The sequence below is a fragment of the Archangium gephyra genome, from assembly GCF_049060025.1.
Lineage (GTDB): Bacteria > Myxococcota > Myxococcia > Myxococcales > Myxococcaceae > Archangium > Archangium gephyra_A.
Genome location: NZ_JBMEQQ010000002.1, coordinates 7,756,519 through 7,776,371 on the forward strand (window position 1 = coordinate 7,756,519; position 19,853 = coordinate 7,776,371).

Genomic DNA, 19,853 nt, shown 5'->3' on the forward strand with positions numbered 1-19,853 from the left:
CTGCGCCGTCCAACCCCTGTCCACGTAGGAGCCCCCCATGCGTCGCACCGTCCTCGCCGTCACCGTGGCCTTCGTCCTCGGTGGTTTCTCCCAGCGCGCCTTCGCCGAGAAGCAGCCCAAGATGGAGGAGGCGCTCGTCCACCTGCGCTACGCCCTGGCCGCCCTCAAGACGGCCTCCCACGACAAGGGCGGCCACCGCGCCAAGGCCGTCGAGCTCACCGAGAAGGCCCTGGAAGAGGTGAACAAGGGCATCGCCTACGACAAGAAGCACTGACGTTCCGCGTCACGCCGCCAGGAGGGCCATCCAGGGAAGACAGGTCATCTCTGCTATTCTGGAGAACCCTTCCCTGGAGGTCCCCATGAAGTCGCGGTTGCGTCTGCACGTCTCACTGTGGAGTCTCGGTGGCCTGCTGCTCGGCTCGCCGGCGCTGGCCCAGCAGGATCCGCGCGCGGTCATCGTCAAACCCTCGCCCGGTGTGAAGGGCTCGCCCAAGGTCGCCAAACGCTACTGGGCGGACTACGCCGGCAATGCCATCCGGCGCAGCAACCTCGACGGCTCGAACGTCGAGACCGTGGCCGCGGATGCCAGCACCCCCTACGGCACCTCCTATGATCCGGAGACGGCGCACATCCTCTGGACGAGCTCGCAGGACGAGCTGGTGCAGATGGCTCCCGCCAGCGGCGCCAGCGGCACCATCACCCTCAACAGCTCGTTCGAGGAGTTCTTCGCCGTCTCCGTCAAGGGCGCGGTCAGCAACGTGGCCTACGGGGTGGTGAACGGGCAGATCATCAAGGTCACCGAGAACCGTGACACCGGCACCGAGCGGCGTGACGTGCTGTACACGCTCCCCTCGTCCAACGACGTGCACGGCCTGGCGCTCTCGCCGGACAACAACTCCCTCTACCTGGGAGACCTGCAGGGCCGGATGACGCGGAAGCTGAACCTCACGACGCTCCAGGTGCAGCCGCTCGTCTACGACAACGCCGAGCCCTGCTCGATCTGCGTGATGTCGTCCAAGCCCGCGGAGCCCGCCCCCGCCCCCGCCCCCGCGTCCAAGGAGAAGAAGTGATGAGCGCCCGTCAGCCTCTTTTCCTGTTCGCGCTCCTCGCCATCGTGGGCGGTAGCACCCCGGCCGGCGCGCAGGCCGTCTACGGCTACGTGGACCTGCACTCGCACCTGATGGCCGAGCACAGCTTCGGCGGCGGCTGGTTCGCGGGGAGGCTCGAGGGGCCCATGGACGTGGCGGTGCAGCGCTGCGACGGCAACTTCCCGAACAAGTCCCACGCGGCGACGCGCTTCCCGGTGGTGTCGGAGCCTCCTCGGCGCGGATACCGGCTGGCACGAGGGGAAGAAGCGCGGGTACGACCGGCGGCAGTGCCAGTACTTCCTGGGCATCAAGATTCCCGGCACCTGCCCGCAGACGCACTTCGAGCACTGGCCGATGTGGAACGCCATCGCCCACCAGCAGATGTGGCAGGGCTGGCTGCAGCAGTCCTATCAGAACGGGCTGCGCATCATGGTCGTGTCCGTCGCGGAGTCGAACTTCCTCTGCACCAACACGGCCTCCTCGACGCGCCGCTACGACTGCGACGAGATGGCCTCCATCAAGCGGCAGATCAACGCGGCGCATGGCTTCGTCTCCCGCAACAGCTCCTGGGTGGGCATCGCCACCACGCCGGCCCAGGCGCGGGCCCTCATCCAGCAGGGCAAGCTCGCGCTCGTGCTGTCCGTCGAGGTCACCCAGCTCTTCCCCTCGGGGGACTTCCTCCCGCAGTTGGATGAGCTGAGGGGCATGGGCGTGCGCTCGGTGCAGGTGGTGCACCATGCGGACAACCGCTTCGGCGGCGCGGCTCCGATTCCGGAGTTGATCGGTGCCGCCAACAAGATCGAAACCATCACCTTCAGCGAGCTCACGCGCATCAACGACATCGTCTGCCGCAACAGCTCGGGCAGCTCCGGCAAGTGCGATGGCAACGGCTACCTCAACGAGCGGGGCCTCTCCGCCGAGGGCAACGCCCTCCTCCGCGCGATGATGGACCGCGGAATGCTGGTGGACGTGGCCCACCTGTCGCGCAAGTCGTTCGTCAATGCCTACCAAATCGCGCAGCAGCGCGGGAACTACCCGCTGCTCTACTCGCACGCGCACATGTGGAACACGATCGACTCCTCCGTGGACCGGCACGAGAAGTACATCAAGTCGGAGGAGATCCAGATGATCACCAGCACGGGCGGCATGGTGGGCCTGCGCACGGGCCCGGAGTCCACGGTCCCGTATGGCTCCGCCGTCAGCAATAGCTGCCAGGGCTCCGCGAGGTCCTTCGCCCAGTCGCTCATGTACGCCGTCGACAACGGCTTGAAGGTCGGGTTCGGCGCGGACCTGAACGGCTTCACGCCGCAGCTCAAGCCCCGCTACAGCTTCTTCGGCTGCCCCTCGGACTTCACGCAGATCAACAACGCCGGCGGGCCCAACGATTTGCACAAGAAGGGCCTGGCCCACGTGGGCCTGCTGCCGCAGCTCATGTCGGACCTCCAGGCGGTGGGAACGCCCTCCCATTACCTGGACCACCTGAACCGCTCCGCGGAGAACTTCCTGCAGATGTGGGAGCGCAGCGCGAGCATGGCCACGGTGCAGACGGGCAACTGGACCGGCTGGCTCAACCGCGATGGCCCGAGCGGCTCGGGTGACTGGGAGGGGCTGAGCGACTTCGTCAGCGCCGGCCAGGTGTGCTCCAGCCCCGTCGGCATCGAGTGCCAGAACACCTCCGGTGTGAACTGGAACCAGACGGGCGAGGTCTACACCTGCGCCCCGACCGTGGGTGGCATCTGCAACAACGCGAACCAGTCCGATGGCTACTGCCAGGACTACCGGGTGCGCTTCCTCTGCCCGTCGAGCGGCTCGTTCAGCTACAGCGCCACCAACACCAACAGCGCGCAGCAGAACACGCCCACCCACAACGTGCTGCTCAACGCCGGGCAGACCCTTCAGCTCGGCACCTGCACCGTGGGAGGCTCCTCCGGCTCGGGTGACACCTACCTGCGGCTGTTCGGCCCCGGGGGCACCCAGGTGGCCGCCGCCGACGATAGCTGTGGGCTGCTCACCTACATGAGCTTCACGGCGAGCCAGAGCGGCACGTATCAGATCCGCGCCGGCTGCTACTCCAGCGGGAGCTGCAGCGGCACGGTGGCCTACAGCATCCAGTAGCGGGGAAGGACTCCCGGGGGAGGGGAGGGGCTGGAACGTCCCTCCCTCCCTATAAAGGAGGGGCCCGGGGTTTGACGCCCCGCGTCAGGCTCGGAGGGTGCGCCCGGGTGCTCTTTCTGATCGAGAAAATGCGACTTACGCAACTGGAAACCTACAAGGTCGATAATCGTTAATAAGCAGGCCCACGTACATCTCCCGCCCTGATCCCACTCCAGGGGCGCGTTGTTCCTTCGCGAGGTTGCTCCATGTCGATCAAGAAGACGGACGGCTCCACCTACATCCCGAAGCCGAAGCCGAAGCCGCCCGAGCCGAAGCCGGTCGAGACCAAGGCGAAGCCGAACACGACGACGCAGACGGGCCAGGGCAACCAGACGACGCGGGCGGCGCGCAACACGAACACGGCGCGTCCGCAGCAGACGCGGGACGGGTTCGACAGTGGCAAGGCGCCCACCTCGACGCAGCGGGGCCAGCAGGCGCAGAAGCTGGGCTCCACCACGGCGCCCACGACGGCCCAGAAGCCCGGCGCGACGGACCAGGGCGCGCTGGCCAAGATTGGCCTGACGCCGGAGGACCTCAAGAAGGCGGGAGAGGCGGCGCGTCCGCACCTGGAGAAGGCGGCGCAGTCGGTGGGTGGTGGCCACCCGGAGCAGGCGCTGGAGCACCTGCGCAACGCGGCGCTGGCCTCACCCGAGGTGGCGCAGAAGGCCATCCGCGGCCTGGCGCAGAACCTGCCCGAGGGCCCGGCCAAGACGCTGCTGACGGACGAGAAGGTGGCCAAGGAGCTGGTCACCAACAACGAGCTTCAGGCCTCCATCGGCAAGCTCATCCAGAACCCGGGTGACACGGGCGCCGTGCGCGAGCTGCTCAACAATGCCCCCGCGCGTGACGCGGTGCTGGGCGCGCTGGGCAACGATCCGCAGATCAAGGCGGAGCTGGCGAAGGTCGGCCTGGAGCCGCAGGACCTCGTCGATGCCGGTGCCGCCGCGCCGAAGCTCTGGGACGCCGCCGAGAAGATCAAGGCGGGCGAGGTGAAGGCCGGTCTGGAGGACATCCAGGCGGCGGTGGAAGCCGCGCCGGGGCTGGCCGCCAAGATTGGCGAGAAGCTCGAGAAGCTCCTGCCGCAGGGCGTGAAGGACCAGTTCGCGAAGCTGGGCATCACGCCGGAGCAGATCCGCACGGCGGGCCCGGCGCTGCCGCACCTCTATGAGGCGGCGGACGCGGCCTCCAAGCAGGACTGGGGCAAGGCGTTCAACGCGCTGAAGGAAGCGGCCATCGCCGCCCCGGACCTCACCACCCAGGCGATGAAGGGCCTGGCGAAGCAGCTCCCGGCCGAGCTCGGCGCGGTGAAGACGCTGCTGACGGACGACAAGTTCCTCGAGGAAGTCGTCACCAACCGCGACCTGCACGGCCAGGTGGGCAAGCTCTTCGACGAGTCCACCCGCATGGAGGGCCTGCGCGGGCTGCTCAACAACGACAAGGTGCGTGACTCGGCGCTCACCGCGCTGGGCAACGACCCGAAGATCAAGGAGCAGCTCTCCAAGATCGGCCTGGAGCCGAAGGACCTCGTCGAGGCCGGCGCCGCCGCGCCGAAGCTCCTGGACGCCGCCGAGAAGATCCAGAAGGGTGATGTGAAGGCCGGTCTGGAGGACATCCAGAAGGCCGTGGAGGCCGCGCCCGGTCTGGCCGCCAAGATTGGCGACAAGCTGCTGAAGATCCTTCCGCAGAACGTGAAGGATCAGTTCGCGAAGCTGGGCATCACGCCGGAGCAGATCCGCACGGCGGGCCCGGCGCTCCCGCACCTGTACGAGGCGGCGGATGCGGCCTCCAAGCAGGAGTGGGGCAAGGCGTTCAACGCGCTGAAGGAAGCGGCCATCGCGGCCCCGGACCTCACCACTCAGGCCATGAAGGGCCTGGCGAAGCAGCTTCCGCCCCAGCTCGGCGCGGTGAAGACGCTGCTGACGGACGAGAAGTTCCTCAAGGAGGTCGTCTCCAACCGCGACCTGCACAGCCAGGTGGGCAAGCTCTTCGACGAGTCCACCCGGATGGAGGGCCTGCGCGGGCTGCTCAACAACGACAAGGTTCGTGACACGGCGCTCACCGCGCTGGGCAACGACCCGAAGGTCAAGGAGCACCTGGCGAAGATCGGCCTGGAGCCGAAGGACCTCGTGGAGGCCGGCGCCGCCGCGCCGAAGCTCTTCGACGCCTTCGACAAGATCCAGAAGGGCGACGTGAAGGCCGGTCTGGAGGATCTCCAGAAGGCCGTGGAAGCCGCGCCCGGTCTGGCCGCGAAGATTGGCAACAAGCTGGTCAGCGCGCTGCCGCAGACGGTGAAGGACCAGTTCGCCAAGCTGGGCATCACGCCGGAGCAGATCCGCACGGCGGGCCCGGCGCTGCCGCACCTGTTCGAGGCGGCGGACGCGGCCTCCAAGCAGGAGTGGGGCAAGGCCTTCAACGCGCTGAAGGAAGCGGCCATCGCCGCCCCGGACCTCACCACGCAGGCCATGAAGGGCCTGGCGCAGCAGCTCCCGGCCGAGATGGGCCCGGTGAAGACGCTGCTGACGGACGAGAAGTTCCTCAAGGAGCTCGTCACCAACCGCGACCTGCACAGCCAGGTGGGCAAGCTCTTCAACGAGTCGACGCGCCTGGAGGGCCTGCGCGGGCTGCTGGGCAACGACGCGGCGCGCGACACGGCGCTCACGGCGCTCAGCAACGACCCCAAGGTCCAGGAGATGCTGACCAAGGCGGGCCTGACGCAGCAGGATCTGCTGCAGGCCGGCAAGGCGGCGCCGCACCTGTTCGACTCGGTGAAGGCCTTCTCCGAGGGGAAGATCGACGAGGGCATCACCGCGCTGGGCGAGGCGGCCGAGGCCGCTCCGGAGCTGCTCAACAAGATCGGCGAGAAGCTGATCAACAAGCTGCCCGAGGGCCTGCGCAAGAACATCACCGACCTGGGGATTACGCCGTCCGAGCTCATCCAGGCGGGCCGTGCGCTGCCGGACCTGCTCAAGGCGGGCCAGGCGCTGGGCCAGGGCGACTTCCAGCAGGCGCTCTCGAGCCTGCAGTCCGCGGCGGGCAAGATGCCGCCGGCCATCATCGAGAAGGCCATCACCACCACGGCCGGGAAGCTCCCGGACGACGGCTTCGGTGGGGTGGTGAAGTCGATGCTGACGGACAAGGACTTCGTCCACCAGCTCGTGGCGAACCCGGACGTGCACGCGGCGTTCGAGAAGATGATGAACGGGGACCTGGTGCAGGGCACCAAGGACCTGCTCACCAACCCGGACCTGGCGGCCGCGGCGGGCAACGCGCTCGCGAAGAACACGCAGTTGATGGACAAGCTCAAGCCCTTCGGCATCGAGACGGGCGAGGACATCGCGGCGCTGGGCGGCGCGGTGTTCGACGTGATGGAGGCGGGCAAGCAGATCGCCGAGGGCAAGCCGGGCGAGGCGCTGAAGTCGCTGGGTGAGGCGCTGGAGCAGGTGCCGCCGGAGCTGCGCGGGCGCATGGCGGGCAAGCTGGCCGAGAAGCTGGGCGCGCCGGACTGGGCCAAGGACACCATCGTCGCGGCGGCGAGCCTGCTGGGCAACGACGAGGTGGGCGGTGCGCTGGGGACCGCGTTCGACGCGCTCAAGAACGGGGACATCAGCGGCTTCGTGAGGGGCCTGGCCACCACGGGCAAGAAGATCGCCGAGACGGCTCCCGACGCGGCCAAGGCGTTCCTCAACTCGCTGTCGCACATCCCGGGCAGCCTCGGCGAGCTGTTCGCGGACCGCGAGCTGAACGAGGCAATGGTGGACTCGGGCGCGGTGACGAACCTGTTCGAGGCCGCGGAGAAGCTGTCCACCGGTGACATCGGCGGGGCGCTGAAGGAGATCGCCGAGGCGGGTGGGGCGCTGCTGACGCAGGGCGACCACTTCGAGGTGGCGGGCCAGGAGCTGCCGTTCGGCGAGCAGGGCATCGAGAACATGACCCGGCTGTTCGGGCGGTTCGTGGACGCGCTGCCGGACGAGCTCAAGGAGAAGATCGCCAAGGAGTCGGCGAAGTTCGCGGCGAAGGCGGGCCTCAAGTCGGTGCCGTTCCTGGGCAACGTCATCAGCGCGGGCAGCGCGATCGGCAGCGCGAAGGACCTGTGGGACGAGCTGCAGAAGGACCCGAAGGACGGGCTGGACATCGCCCTGGCGGCCGGTCAGCTCGGCCTGGACGTGGCCGGAGCGATTCCGGGTCTGAACAGCATCACGGGCCCGCTGCAGATCGTGCTGGGCACGGCGAAGGTCATCAAGGGAGCGTCGGACCTGATCGGCGACCTGAGCCAGTTCCAGCAGAGCCTCGTCGGAGCCTGAGCCTCCCCGCTTCTTCAATCAAACCCTCGCCCAACAACCCCTCTCCCTCCGGGAGAGGGACGGGGTGAGGGTGCCACGGTCCCCGGGTTGAACCCGCGTCACTCCCCTCTCCCCCTGGGCAGGGCGAGCGCATCTAATTCTCGGGAAAACCAGCCAGCAGGACACGCAGCAGGTAGTCGCCGTCCCACCCGGCCCGTTTGCGCCGGGTCGGGACACCCGCCTTGTGCGTGGGCTCACGCCGCAGCAAGGTGAGGGCAATGCGGCTGAGCACGGCGAAGTTCTGCGCGCCGTTGAAGTGGCGGATGGTGCGCGAGTCCTCCCCCATGCACACGTCCAGGCACCAGTGCAGCCCATTTTCCACGCCCCAGTGGCTGCGGATGAGGCGTGTGAGCTTGCGAGCCTGGGGCGGCAGGCTGCTGAGGTAGTAGTGCCACTCCTGGGTCGTCTTGCCCTTGAGTGTGCGCTCGCGCCGCAGCAGCACCGCCGTGCGCAGCCGGGGCCACTTGCGTGCGCTGGCTGGTAGGTCCTCTGGCCGCAGCGCCAGGGCCCATGCCGTACGCACCTCGCGCCGGCCATGTCCCTTGCTCACGCTGCGGCTGTGGGTGTCCACGCCCGGGTGGGTCTCCTCGGGGTTGGCCTGCACCTGGGCAAACACGTCCTTGACGTGAGCGTACAACGGCCCGCGGTTGCCCTTGAGGTGCAGCACGTACTCGGCTCCCGCCTTCACTACGGCCTGGGCTACCTTGGCCGTGCACCCGTTGGCGTCCACCGTCACCACCGCCCCTCGCAGTTGCAGCTGCTCGAGCAACTCGGGGATGGCGCCCACCTCGCCGGGCGCTCCCGCCACGGCCTTCTGTGCCAACAGTAGCCGCTGCTCCGTGGCCCACACGTGCACCAGATGCAGGGGAGAGCCCGCCAGCGCCTTGCTCAGTGCCCCTCGCACGCTCTTGCCATCCACCGCCACCACCTCGCCACTCACCTCCCTGGCCAGCGCCTGCACCCAGCGGCGCATGCACGCCTCGAAGGCCTCGGGCCGCAGCGCGCTCAACACCCGGCGGAACGTGTCCGCACACGGCACCCCATTGGGCATGTCCAGCACGCTGGCCAACCACTGCGCTCTCGCCTTGGCGAATTCCGCCAGCCCCTCCCACCCATCGGCCCCTGCAATCACCGCGCACAGCGCCATCACAAGGATGTTGCTCAGCGAGTGGCGCCTGGTGCGCGCCACTCGCGGGTCCTTCAGCTCTCCGAAGTGCTCGAGAATGAGTTGAACGACAACCTGCCCACCCCGCCCGCCCCGCCCCTGTGACTCCATAAGTGGGCCCACCCTACGGAAGTCGTCTGACTCCCGCGGTGGGCCCACCGTCAACCTGCTGATTTGACTCGCGCTTTAGATGCGCTCGCCCTGCCCCCTGGGAGAGGGGTAGGGGTGAGGGTCTGCCCGCGTGACGCGCTCCTCCCCGGATACTTGGAGCTGAAACCATCCAGGAAGCAGCCCTCCATGAGGAGGGAGAGGCGGCTGGGTGTAAGGTGCGCGTGGGCTCCTCGCGTGAAGGGGGGAGCGCATTGCTACGAGCACAACACTCATGAAGAGTCTGAAGCTGGCGGTTCTGCCCCTGATGACGCTCCTCGCGGTGCAGGCTGAGGCCGCGCCTCGCGTGAAGGTCATCCTCCCGGAGAAGACGAAGAACACCTGCATCCGCAAGGTGGCGCGGCTCTCCTCCACGCTGAAGTACGAGGCCGCGCTCGCCGAGCTCGCCGAGCCCGGGTGTACACAGGATCTGAAGACGGAGGAGCAGCTCTGGGTGTCGCTGATGGAGGGCGTGCTGTACCAGGCGCTCGCGCAGACGACGCAGGCGGAGGACGCCTTCTGCCGTGCATTCAAGCAGGAGGAGCTGGCGAGCCTGCCGCTGGAGAAGCCCTCGGCGGAGCTGGACGGGCTCTTCGAGAAGATGCGGGTGGAGTGCCCGGATCGCGTCAAGCCCCAGCCCGAGCAGGCCGAGGCTCCTGTCGCGGAGACGCCGGTGGTGGCGGAAGCCGCGCCGCCGCCCGCCGAGCCGCCGCCGCCCGTCGTCGAGGCGGCCCCGGCGCTCTCGCTGATGGACTCGTTCGAGCTGCACGCCGGCCTGCATGGTGAGGCGGACGTGGGAAGCAGTGGACCGCTGCCGCTGGCGGGTGTGAACGTGCACGGCTCGGTGCAGTTGCCAGGCGGGCTGAGGGCGGGACTGGGCCTCACGGCGCTGGCCTCGCCGAGGTTCTCCTCGGGCATTGGCCTGTTGCTGGCGGACGTGCGGCTGGCCTATCCGGTGATTGCGTCGCCGGGGAGCTTCGGGCTGCAGGTGTTCGCGTCGGGCGGCCCGCTGATGTACGGCCCCAACCCCATGGCGGCCGGAGGCCGGGCGGGACTCGGCGTGGCACTGGACCTGTCCAAGGTGCGCGTGTCGCTGGGCGGCTCCTACGAGTGGCGCAGCCACTACCGGCTGGACTACGCGGCGCCGATGGCGTGGCTCGAGCTGGGCTGGAAGATCGCGGGCCGGTAACCCCTGCGTTGCCGCACAAGGAAGCCGCCAGGTCCAGGAGTTGCCTGGGCCCTGGCGGCTTCTCCGTTTTCAGCGCCTGTCTCATCGCCCCCACTCCGGTCTCGCTCCAGAGGCGGCATCCCGTGGAGCGGACGTCCGCTGCGGGCCAGCCTCCTCGATGTGCACCAGGTCCGCGACTTGCTGTGCCTCGTCGCGAGGGTGACGGGGATGGTGGCAACAGGTTGACCTTGGAAGTCACCCGCCTCACGCTTCAGCATATGGAGCGCGACCGGCGGGGCAACGCGGATGCCATCCCCCAAGCACCCTCCCAGCAGGAGTGGGAGGCGATGAGCGTGGAGGAGCGGGCGCAGGTGGTGGCCTCACTGCCCGGTGAGGTGACATGGGAAGAGATGGCGCTGCCAGAAGGCGACCGGCACTTCCTGGCGAAGCTGGGCGCGCTGGATGTGCTGAGGGGTCACTTCGGCCGCCACCGGCGGCACAAGCTGTACCTGGGGGCGGAACTGCCCGTGTACCACCCGGGCGAGCGGCGCTTCGCACCGGACCTGCTGGCGGTACGGGACGTGGAGCGGCACGAGCGGGAGAAGTGGGTGGTGAGTGCCGAGGGCAAGGGACTCGACTGGGTGATGGAGGTGCACGTGGGCGGCGACCGCAAGAAGGACGCCGAGTACAACGTGCGGCGCTACGCCCGGCTCGGCATTCCCGAGTACTTCATCTACGATCGGAAGAAGGAGCGGCTGGTGGCGTACCGGCTGCCGGAGTCCGAGGCGAGGAAGTACGTGGCCATTCCCCTGATACGGGGGCGCTACCGCTCGGAGCAGTTGGGGTTGGACTTGCAGATCGAGGAGGGGCGGCTGCGCTTCTGGGCGGGGCGTACGCCCCTGCTGGAGTCCGACGAGCGCATTGCCTGGCTGAAGAAGGAAGCGAAGCAGTTGCGGCGGCGCGTGGACGAAGAGGTGCGGCGCCGGGAGGCGGCGGAGCAACGTCTGGCGAAGCTGCGAACCGAGCTGAAGCGGCTCAAGACACGTGGCGCCTGAGCTTCGAACCCGTGAGAGCGTTGGGGGAAGGGCCTGCCCTTCCCCCTCGGAACCACCTACCCGAGCTTCTTGATGAACGCGGCGGCGAGCTCGGCCTTCTTCGCGTCGCTCTCGCCCGCGGGCACGATGAGGATGCGCTCGGGGGGCAGTACCTTGCGCGCCCGCTCCTGCAGGTGGGCGGAGTATTTGGCCACGTACTCGTCGGCGGTCTTCTGGGCGACGCCGGAGGCCAGCCCCTTCTTGCGCTGCTCCTCGAGGCCCGCGAAGTCGAGCACGCACCCGTCGGCCTGGCCGAGGTAGAGCAGCCAGCTCACGCTGTAGAGGCCCACGCGCTGCTTGCCGGCGGCGAGCTTCTCGAGCGCTTCCTTGTAGTAGGGCGCGAGCCGGGGGTTCTCACCCGGCGGGAGGCCGCCCTGGAGGAGCAGCTTCTGGGCCTCCTTGTTGTCGGAGACCACGTCGGTGATGGCCTCGTTGTCCACGAAGGTGAGCTGGGACGTGGTGCAGGCGCGAGCCATCCAGGGCGAGGGTTCGGCCGGCTCGTTGTCGAAGACGATGACGAAGCGCTTCAAGGGGCTCTCCAGGAGAAGGATGCGGCCATCATAACCCCGGGGAGGCTGGCCGGAGAGCATCCTGGCGGGCGGAATCTTCGAAGGGAACACGGAGCGGGTGCCGCGGTGCGCTGGCGGACCTTCGGGCGCGGGAATGCGGCACACGTGGGAGTACCGGGTTAGAGAGAGGGCGTGTCTCCACCGCTTTCCACCCCGCGTCCCCCTCAATCCCTCAAGGCCCGGCTGAAGGGCATGGGCACCCTCTTCCGGCAGCTCCCGGGCACCTTCCGGCTCTTCTGGGCGGCGAGTCCCCGGGGCGCGGTGGTGCTCGGGGTGCTGACGCTGGTGGCGGCGCTGGTCCCGGCGGCCATCGCCTGGGTGGGCAAGCTCATCGTGGACGGGGTGGTGGCGGCGGCGTCGGGCGGGGGCGAGGCTGCGCGCGAGCGGGTGCTGCGGCTGGTGGTGCTGGAGTTCGGGCTGATGGTGGGCTCGGTGACGCTGGACCGGGCGCTGGCGCTGACGCGGGAGTTGCTGCGCGCCAGCCTGGGCAACCTGCTCAACGAGCGGATTCTCCAGAAGGCGCTGCAGTTGGAGCTGCGGCACTTCGAGGACTCGGACACGTACGACAAGATGCAGAACGCGCGGCGCGAGGCCAACAGCCGGCCGCTGGCGCTGGTGATGGATGCGTTCTCCATCGTGCGCAACATGGTGACGCTGTCGACGTACGCGGTGCTGCTGGTGGCGCTGTCGCCGTGGAGCGTGGTGGTGCTGGTGGCGGCGAGCATCCCGGCGTTCATCGCGGAGGCGCGGCTGGCGGCCGAGGGCTTCCGGCTGTACTCGTGGCGGGCGCCCGAGGGCCGCAAGCTGAACTACCTGGAGTGGATCCTCACGCGGGACAACCACGTGAAGGAGGTGAAGGTGTTCGCGCTGGGCCCGCTGGTGCTGGGGCGCTACCGGACGCTGTTCCAGAAGTTCTTCCAGGAGGACCGGGCGTTGGCGCTGAAGCGGTTGGGGTGGGGGCTGGGGCTGGGGCTGCTGTCGCTGGCGGCGTTCTACGGGTGCTACGCGTTCGTGGCGAACCGGGCGGCGCAGGGCACCATCTCCGTGGGCGACATGGTGTTGTACCTGGGCGTCTTCCGGCAGGGGCAGGCGGCGTTCCAGGGGATTCTCTCGAGCGTGGGGAGCATGTACGAGGGCGCGCTCTTCATGAGCAACCTCTTCGCGTACCTGGAGATACCGACGGGCCAGGAGACGCCGCGGGTGCTGCCGGCGCGCACGGCGCCGAGGGGCCGGGGCAACGCCATCGAGCTGCGCAACGTGTCATTCCGCTACCCGGGGAAGAAGGACTGGGCGCTGCGCAACCTGTCGTTGAAGCTGGAGCCGGGGGAGAAGCTGGCGCTGGTGGGGGAGAACGGGGCGGGGAAGAGCACGCTGGTGAAGCTGCTGCTGCGCCTCTACGAGCCCACGGAGGGGGAGATTCTGTACGGCGGGGTGAACCTGAAGGACATGGACCCGGAGGATCTGCGCTCGAGGTTCGGCGCGGTGTTCCAGGACTTCGTGCGCTACCAGTTCAGCGTGGCGGAGAACATCGGGCTGGGGCACGTGCCGGCGCTGGAGGACCGCAACCGGATCGTCCGGGCGGCGGAGCAGGGCGGGGCGAGCACGGTGATTTCAGCTCTGCCCAACCAGTACGACACGATGCTGGGCGGCTGGTTCGAGAAGGGGCAGGAGCTGAGCGGAGGACAGTGGCAGAAGCTGGGCGTGGCCCGGGCGTTCATGCGGGAGGACGCGGAGGTGCTCATCCTGGACGAGCCGACGGCGAGCATCGACGCGGAGTCGGAGCATGCGCTGTTCGAGCGCTTCCAGGAGCTGGCGGCGGACCGGATCGCCCTCGTCATCTCGCACCGGTTCTCCACGGTGCGCATGGCGGACCGGATCGCCGTGCTGCACAACGGCGAGGTGGAGGAGCTGGGGAGCCACGCGGAGCTGATGGCGCGCAACGGGCGCTACGCGCACCTGTTCAACCTGCAGGCCCGGGGCTACCGGGACTGAAGAAGGGTTGCTCCGGCGGCGGCCCGTGCCATCCTCGGCCGCCATCGCACCGGAGGCATCGTGTCGGAGCAGGTCCTCGCATTCTTCAAAGCGGCTTCGGACTTCATCTGGGGGCCGTACCTCCTCATCCCGTTGCTGCTCGCCACGGGGCTCTTTCTCACCATCCGGCTGCGCGGCGTGCAGTTCCGCGAGCTGGGCCACTCGCTGTGGCTGGCCTTCGTGGTGCGCCGCGAGCAGGGGGCCGAGGGAGACATCTCGCACTTCCAGGCGCTGATGACGGCGCTGGCGGCGACGGTGGGCACGGGCAACATCGTCGGGGTGGCCACCGCCATCGCGCTCGGCGGGCCGGGGGCGGTCTTCTGGATGTGGATGACGGGCCTCGTCGGCATGGCGACGAAGTACGCCGAGGCGCTGCTCTCGGTGCGCTACCGCATCACGGATGCGCGGGGCGAGCAGGCCGGCGGCCCCATGTACTACCTCAGCCGGGGGATTCCGTCCCGGCTGGGGCGGGTGCTCGGCTGGCTCTTCGCCTTCTTCGCGTCCATCGCCGCGTTCGGCATCGGCAACATGGTGCAGTCCAACTCGGTGGCGTCCGCGCTGAACACCTCGTTCGGCATTCCCCTGTGGGTGAGTGGCCTGGTCATCGCGGTGCTGGCGGGCGCCGTCATCCTGGGAGGCATCAAGTCCATCGGCCGTTTCACCGCGCTCTTCGTGCCGGTGATGATTGGCGCGTACATGCTGGGCTCGGGCGTGGTCATCGCGCTGCACCTGGAGCAGGTGCCCGCGGCCATCGGCCTCATCTTCTCCGAGGCCTTCAGCGGAACGGCCGCGGTGGGCGGTTTCACGGGAGCGACGCTCGCGGCGGGAATCCGCTATGGCGTGGCCCGGGGCATCTTCTCCAACGAGTCGGGACTCGGCTCGGCGGGTATCGCGGCGGCGGCGGCCCAGACGCGCGAGCCCGCAGTCCAGGCGCTCGTGTCGATGACGCAGACGTTCATCGATACGCTGGTCGTCTGTTCCTTCACGGCCGTGGCCATCCTCTCGACGGGGGTGTGGACGTCGGGAGCCAATGGAGCGGCGCTGACGCAGATGGCCTTCCGGGACGGGCTGCCGGGCAACTGGGGCGGGTGGATCGTCGCCATCAGCCTGGCGATGTTCGCCTTCTCGACCATCCTTGGCTGGAGCTACTACGGCGAGAAGAGCGTCGAGTACATCCTCGGGGTGCGCGCGGTGGGGCCGTACCGCGTGCTCTTCGTGGTGGCCTCGTTCTTCGGAGCGATCTACAGCCTGGACTTCGTCTGGACGCTCTCGGACGTGATGAACGGGCTGATGGCGCTGCCGAACCTCGTGGGGCTGCTGTTGCTCAGCGGCGTCATCGCCTCCGAGACGCGCGACTACCTGGCGCGCAAGAATCAGGGGCCCGCCCCCGGAGTCCCCGGAGCCCCCTGAACCGGGCCCAGGGCCCCACCGTGCCCACTGTCCCCTCGCCCTCCGGGAGAGGGAACGGGTGAGGGTGCCACGCCTCCCGGGTTCCCCACCGGGAGGCCCCTCACTCACATCCGGAGGACCGCACGGCGGCGCTCGAGGGAGGAAGGAGCGGCTGGCGCCGGGCCTCTTCACGCTGGGCCTCGGAGATCCACCCCAGGGCCTGGAGACGCGAGAGCACGACATCCCTGCGCGCGAGCGCGGCCTCGGGCCGGCAGAGCGGGTCATTGCGTGCCGGGGCCTGGGCCAGTGCGGCGAGGAGCGCGGCCTCGTGGAGCGCGAGCCGAGCGGGCTCCTCGCCGAAGTACCACCGTGCCGCGGCGTCGATGCCGATGAGCCCTCCGCCAAAGGAGGCGTTCTCCGCGTAGCCGGCCATCACCTCCTCGGCCGTCCAGTGGCGCGAAACCCAGACGGAGAGGGCGAGCCCATGAAAATGCCAGTTCAGCATGGGCGTGCGCTCATGCGGTGGCCGTGAGGCGAGCCACGGGCGCGCCACGAGCCAGGAGACATCGGCGCCCGGCCGTTGGCCCACGAGCGACCAGGGCCAGAGTGGCTGGACCTGGGGAGGCCATGGCGCCACGGAGGCCCAGAGCACCTGGGAGGCGAAGTCCGTCCGGGGCCGGGGAGTCCGTGGCAGCTCGCCCACACGGGACAGGCCGCAGCGGTACAGGGCCTCGAGGCTCCCGAGCAGCAGCAGGGGCGGGAGGAGCAGGAGCGCGAGGGCCCACCGCGCGAGGCGGAGGAACCGGGTGTGGCCCAGGGGACGCATGCGGTGAGCAGCAGCAAACAGGATGCCACGGGGTGCTGTCCTGGCCGACTTCTTGCGGCGCGGCGCGTGAGCGGTAAGAGCGCGTCCATGCCCTATACGCCCATCATCGGCACGCTTGGCTACGTCATGTCTCCGGACGGGACGAAGGTGCTGCTCATCCACCGCAACGCGCGGCAGAACGATGCGCACCTCGGCAAGTACAACGGGCTCGGCGGGAAGATGGAGCCGGGAGAGGACGTGGTCTCGTGCATGCGCCGCGAAATCCGCGAGGAAGCGGGCATCGAGTGCACGGAGCTGACGCTGCGAGGCACCATCAACTGGCCGGGCTTCGGTCCGAAGGGCGAGGACTGGCTGGGCTTCGTGTTCCGCATCGACCGGTTCGAGGGAACGCCGCACGAGCGCAACGTGGAGGGGACGCTCTCGTGGGTGCCGGTGAAGGACATCATGAGCCTGCCGCTGTGGGACGGGGACCGGCACTTCCTGCCGCTGGTGTTCGACGCGGACCCGAGGGCCTTCCACGGCGTCATGCCCTACGCGGAGGGCAAGGCCGTGAGCTGGTCCTTCACACGCATCTGAGCGCCGCGGACAGAGCCCGTGCTCACTCCGTGCCGCGGAAGGTGTCACACGCCTCGATGGTGCCCTGCTCGAGCCCCCTGCGGAACCACTCGACGCGCTGAGCGGACGAACCGTGGGTAAAGGACTCGGGGACGACATGGCCGCCGGCGCGCCGCTGGAGCGTGTCGTCGCCGATGGCCGTGGCGGCCCTCAGTCCCTCCTCGACATCGCCCTGCTCGAGGACCTGGCGCTGACGCTGGGCGTGGTGGGCCCAGATGCCGGCGAAGCAATCGGCCTGCAGCTCCTGGCGGACGGAGAGGGCATTGCCCTGGGCGCGCGACATGCGGCCGCGCATGGAATGAACGCGCTCGGAGATGCCGAGCAGGTTCTGCACGTGGTGCCCCACTTCATGGGCGACGACATACGCCTGGGCGAAGTCACCGGGAGCGCCGAAGCGGCGGTCGAGCTCGCGGAAGAAGCCGAGGTCCAGGTACACGCGCTGATCCAGGGGGCAGTAGAAGGGCCCGACGGCGCTCTCCTGGACGCCGCAGGCGGACTGCACGGCATCGGAGAAGAGGACGAGGCGGGGCTCGGCGTAGCGCACGCCGAGGGGCTCGAGCAGCCGGGGCCAGGTGTCCTCGGTGTCGGCGAGGATGACGGAGACGAAGTCCGTGAGCTGGGCCTGGGCGGGGTCCACGGGCTGGCCCGAGCCGCCGGTGCCCACGCCGCTCGAGGGGCCCTGGGGGTCTCCGGACAGGACGACGGAGGGGTCACCTCCGAAGAGCATCACCAGGAGCGCGACGACGAGGCCCACCGCGCCGCCTCCAGCTACCAGCGGGCGCCCCACGCCCATGCCACGCCGATCCTCGATGTTCGAGCTGCGACGGCCCCCTTGCCACTTCATTCCGTGCCCCCTCCTGTCGAGCTCCCTTCCCGCTCCAAGTTAGGCAGCGCGACACCCCCAGGGACCGGGGGGCAGGAGCGCCCGGGCGAGGGGAGGGCAGGCGGGCGGGCTGGCGCTTCAGGTGGAAGGCGCGGCCTCGTCGGCCGCGGGCTGGGCCATGCAGGTGCTCAGCGCAGGGGGCGCTTGAAGCAGTGGAGCATCCCCTCGGCATGGGCGAGCTCCCAGCCCTGCAGGCCCGCGGCCTTGAGCTGCGCGGTGGTGACTTCCGGCGTGGATTGGCCCGGCCCGCCTTCAACCCATGTGCAGTAGTAGTCCCAGCGCGGGATGCCCGTGTCCGTCTGCGCGAGCGCGGGAGGAACCCACTGCACGCGCGAGACGGCGCAGCCAGCCAGGAATACGAGTGCGAGCAGAAGGTTGCGGCGGGTCTCGGTCTTCATGTGTCTCTCTCCTCGGAAGGGCCGGGGTTGGAGGGGCCCTCGGGGGCCGGTACCCTACGGCATCCATGGCTCAGCCCCTCTCCTCGCATTCGTCGTCTTCGCTGCCTTCGGGCTCGCCCCACCCGGAGGGTTCTCCCGAGAGCGGTGCCCCGCGCTTCGACTGGCTGCCCACGCCGGGCTCGTGGAAGTTCCACCTGCTGCTGAGCGCGGTGGCCATCTTCATCCTCGGGCCGCTGGGAGGCATCGCCGCCTCGTACATGAACTTCAGCCTGGGCTTCTTCGTGGGCGGGCAGGTGCTGGCGGGCATCCTCGGCAGCGCCGTCACCTACGGCTACGGCCCCGAGGGCAAGCACGGCGCCAACTACATGCAGACGATGGCCGCCTCGGTGGCCTCGATGTGCGCCATGTCCGTGCTCATCCAGGCGATGGTGTGGCTGGGCATGCCGCAGCCTCCGGCGTGGCAACTGATGCTCTTCGTCGGCTGCGTGGGCATGTTCGGCGTGGGCGTGGGCATGCTGTACACGCCGCTGCTGGTGGATCGGCTGCAGCTCGACTACCCCTCGGGCTACGCGGTGGCCAACATCCTCCGGGCGCTCACCGACAAGCGGCTGTTGAAGGTCTCCATCGCCAAGCTGGGCGGTGGCACGGGCCTGGGCGCGGGGGTGGCGGCGCTCACCGAGCGTGTGGCGTGGCTGGGCGCCTCGGGCCTGAGCGCGTCCACCATTGGCGCGGGCATGGTGGTGGGCAGCCGCATCACCGTGCCGGCCGTGATGGGCGGGCTCATCGGCTATGCGTTCACGCCGTACCTGCGGAGCATCGGCTGGCTGGGGGAGAACGAGCCGTTCCGCAAGATTGGCTTCCTCATCGGGCTGGCGATGATCTGCGGCGCGGCGGCGGTGGACCTGTCGTTGCTGGCGGTGCAGGCGGTGGACCGGGTGCGCAACCGCTCGAAGGTGGCGGCCGATGAGGTGCCCGCGTGGAAGCAGGTGAGCCTGCCGAAGCTGTTCGGCTGGGTGGGCTTCTGGGGCGTGGCGGTGGTGGTGGTGGCCACGCGGATGCTGGAGCAGCCCCTGGGCTTCATCCTCTTCGGCCTCGGGCTGTCGCTGCTCTTCGTGCTCATCAACGGCATCGCCTATGGCATCACGGACCAGAATCCCATCTCGAGTGCCTTCGTCATCTCGGTGCTGTTGATGTCGCTGCTGGGGCTGAAGAACCCGGTGGTGGGGGTGATGGCCGCGAGCATCCTGCTCATCTCCACCTCGGTGGGCGTCGACATGCAGCAGGACCGCTCCACGGGCTGGCGCCTGGGCACGGACCGCACCATCCAGTTCCGCTACCAGGTGATTGGCATCGTGATGGGCGCGGTGCTGTGCGTGGGGCTGGCGCGCGTCTTCATGAGCGCCTACCCGCTGCTGGCCATCAACCAGCTCGACAACCCGGACATGCCGGTGGGGCAGTGGAGCTCGGCGATGACGTACAAGCTCGTGGGCGCCATCCGCAGCCTGGGCTCGCTGTCGGAGCACACGGTGAGGGCGCTGCTGTTCGGCCTGGTGCTGGGCTTCATCATCGAGGTGGCGCGCAAGCTGCTCAAGCGCCACGCGCGCTACCAGGCCTTCCTGAAGGGCTCGCGGGCGGGCTACGCGGTGGGCTGGACGATGGACGCGGTGCTGCTGTCGAGCCCGTATGCCTCGTCCTTCGGTGGCTTCGTGAACCTGCCGGCGGCGCTCTGGTTCGGCGCGGGCGGCATCGTGTCCTCGCTGTGGAACACGCTGACGAAGAAGGCGGCGCCGCACGCGGCGGGCTCACCGGGCGAGGGCGAGGCGTTGCCCGAGGACATGAGCACCACCTCCCTGGTGGGCGGCGGGCTCATCGCGGGCGAGTCGCTCTACTTCCTCTTCGTGGGCCTGGCCGGACTGCTCGCCCTGCTGTGGTGAAGCGGCCCCCACTCCGCCCCACCCCCTCGCCCTCCGGGAGAGGGACGGGGTG

Annotated in this window: 15 protein-coding genes; 10 read left to right on the forward strand and 5 right to left on the reverse strand. The window is 69.1% G+C overall.

Annotation, left to right across the window (positions count from 1 at the left end):
• The first annotated feature begins 37 nt into the window (after positions 1-37).
• From ACN28I_RS33990 to ACN28I_RS34005, 4 genes are all read left to right on the forward strand, one after another.
• Positions 38-274: a hypothetical protein gene (locus ACN28I_RS33990; protein WP_420946064.1), complete on the forward strand. Its 237-nt coding sequence runs from the start codon at positions 38-40 to the stop codon at positions 272-274.
• 85 nt (positions 275-359) lie between these two features.
• Positions 360-1,070: a hypothetical protein gene (locus ACN28I_RS33995; RefSeq protein ID WP_420946065.1), complete on the forward strand. Its 711-nt coding sequence runs from the start codon at positions 360-362 to the stop codon at positions 1,068-1,070.
• Positions 1,071-1,442: 372 nt separating this feature from the next.
• A complete protein-coding gene (locus ACN28I_RS34000) occupies positions 1,443-3,203 on the forward strand; it encodes a membrane dipeptidase (protein ID WP_420946066.1) in 1,761 nt (586 codons plus the stop codon).
• Between the two features lie 245 nt (positions 3,204-3,448).
• Positions 3,449-7,543, forward strand: coding sequence for a hypothetical protein (locus tag ACN28I_RS34005; RefSeq protein ID WP_420946067.1), 4,095 nt, complete (start codon positions 3,449-3,451; stop codon positions 7,541-7,543).
• Between the two features lie 133 nt (positions 7,544-7,676).
• Here the strand turns inward: ACN28I_RS34005 and ACN28I_RS34010 are convergent, their stop codons facing one another.
• Positions 7,677-8,858, reverse strand: a complete 1,182-nt coding sequence (locus tag ACN28I_RS34010; protein WP_420946068.1) for an ISAs1 family transposase — start codon at positions 8,856-8,858, stop codon at positions 7,677-7,679.
• Positions 8,859-9,129: 271 nt separating this feature from the next.
• On the opposite strand from ACN28I_RS34010, the gene ACN28I_RS34015 reads away from it, so the two are divergent.
• Together ACN28I_RS34015 and ACN28I_RS34020 are read left to right on the forward strand one after the other, a co-directional pair.
• The gene (locus tag ACN28I_RS34015) at positions 9,130-10,083 is read left to right on the forward strand and encodes a hypothetical protein (RefSeq protein WP_420946069.1); all 954 of its coding nucleotides are present in this window, start codon (positions 9,130-9,132) and stop codon (positions 10,081-10,083) included.
• Between the two features lie 257 nt (positions 10,084-10,340).
• On the forward strand, positions 10,341-11,117 hold the full coding sequence (locus ACN28I_RS34020) for a Uma2 family endonuclease (RefSeq protein WP_420948768.1): 777 nt from the start codon (positions 10,341-10,343) through the stop codon (positions 11,115-11,117).
• A 56-nt stretch (positions 11,118-11,173) separates the two neighbouring features.
• Here the strand turns inward: ACN28I_RS34020 and ACN28I_RS34025 are convergent, their stop codons facing one another.
• A complete protein-coding gene (locus tag ACN28I_RS34025; RefSeq protein WP_420946070.1) occupies positions 11,174-11,686 on the reverse strand; it encodes a hypothetical protein in 513 nt (170 codons plus the stop codon).
• 231 nt (positions 11,687-11,917) lie between these two features.
• Between ACN28I_RS34025 and ACN28I_RS34030 the strand changes: the two genes are divergently transcribed.
• Positions 11,918-13,717 carry an ABC transporter ATP-binding protein gene (locus tag ACN28I_RS34030; RefSeq protein WP_420948769.1) on the forward strand — a complete coding sequence of 600 codons (1,800 nt, stop codon included), beginning with the start codon at positions 11,918-11,920 and terminating at the stop codon, positions 13,715-13,717.
• 60 nt (positions 13,718-13,777) lie between these two features.
• The gene (locus ACN28I_RS34035; RefSeq protein WP_420946071.1) at positions 13,778-15,166 is read left to right on the forward strand and encodes an alanine/glycine:cation symporter family protein; all 1,389 of its coding nucleotides are present in this window, start codon (positions 13,778-13,780) and stop codon (positions 15,164-15,166) included.
• A gap of 100 nt (positions 15,167-15,266) precedes the next feature.
• Here ACN28I_RS34035 and ACN28I_RS34040 read toward each other — a convergent pair whose 3' ends face one another.
• Positions 15,267-15,971 carry a transglycosylase domain-containing protein gene (locus ACN28I_RS34040; protein WP_420946072.1) on the reverse strand — a complete coding sequence of 235 codons (705 nt, stop codon included), beginning with the start codon at positions 15,969-15,971 and terminating at the stop codon, positions 15,267-15,269.
• An 87-nt stretch (positions 15,972-16,058) separates the two neighbouring features.
• Between ACN28I_RS34040 and ACN28I_RS34045 the strand changes: the two genes are divergently transcribed.
• Complete coding sequence (locus ACN28I_RS34045; protein WP_375768531.1) at positions 16,059-16,547, forward strand: NUDIX hydrolase; 489 nt, start codon at positions 16,059-16,061, stop codon at positions 16,545-16,547.
• 22 nt (positions 16,548-16,569) lie between these two features.
• Here ACN28I_RS34045 and ACN28I_RS34050 read toward each other — a convergent pair whose 3' ends face one another.
• The gene (locus ACN28I_RS34050) at positions 16,570-17,430 is read right to left on the reverse strand and encodes a neutral zinc metallopeptidase (protein WP_420946073.1); all 861 of its coding nucleotides are present in this window, start codon (positions 17,428-17,430) and stop codon (positions 16,570-16,572) included.
• A 167-nt stretch (positions 17,431-17,597) separates the two neighbouring features.
• Positions 17,598-17,867 (reverse strand): hypothetical protein, encoded by a 270-nt coding sequence (locus ACN28I_RS34055; RefSeq protein ID WP_420946074.1) that lies wholly within the window; start codon positions 17,865-17,867, stop codon positions 17,598-17,600.
• A 65-nt stretch (positions 17,868-17,932) separates the two neighbouring features.
• Between ACN28I_RS34055 and ACN28I_RS34060 the strand changes: the two genes are divergently transcribed.
• Positions 17,933-19,801 (forward strand): OPT/YSL family transporter, encoded by a 1,869-nt coding sequence (locus ACN28I_RS34060; RefSeq protein ID WP_420946075.1) that lies wholly within the window; start codon positions 17,933-17,935, stop codon positions 19,799-19,801.
• Positions 19,802-19,853: the final 52 nt, after the last annotated feature.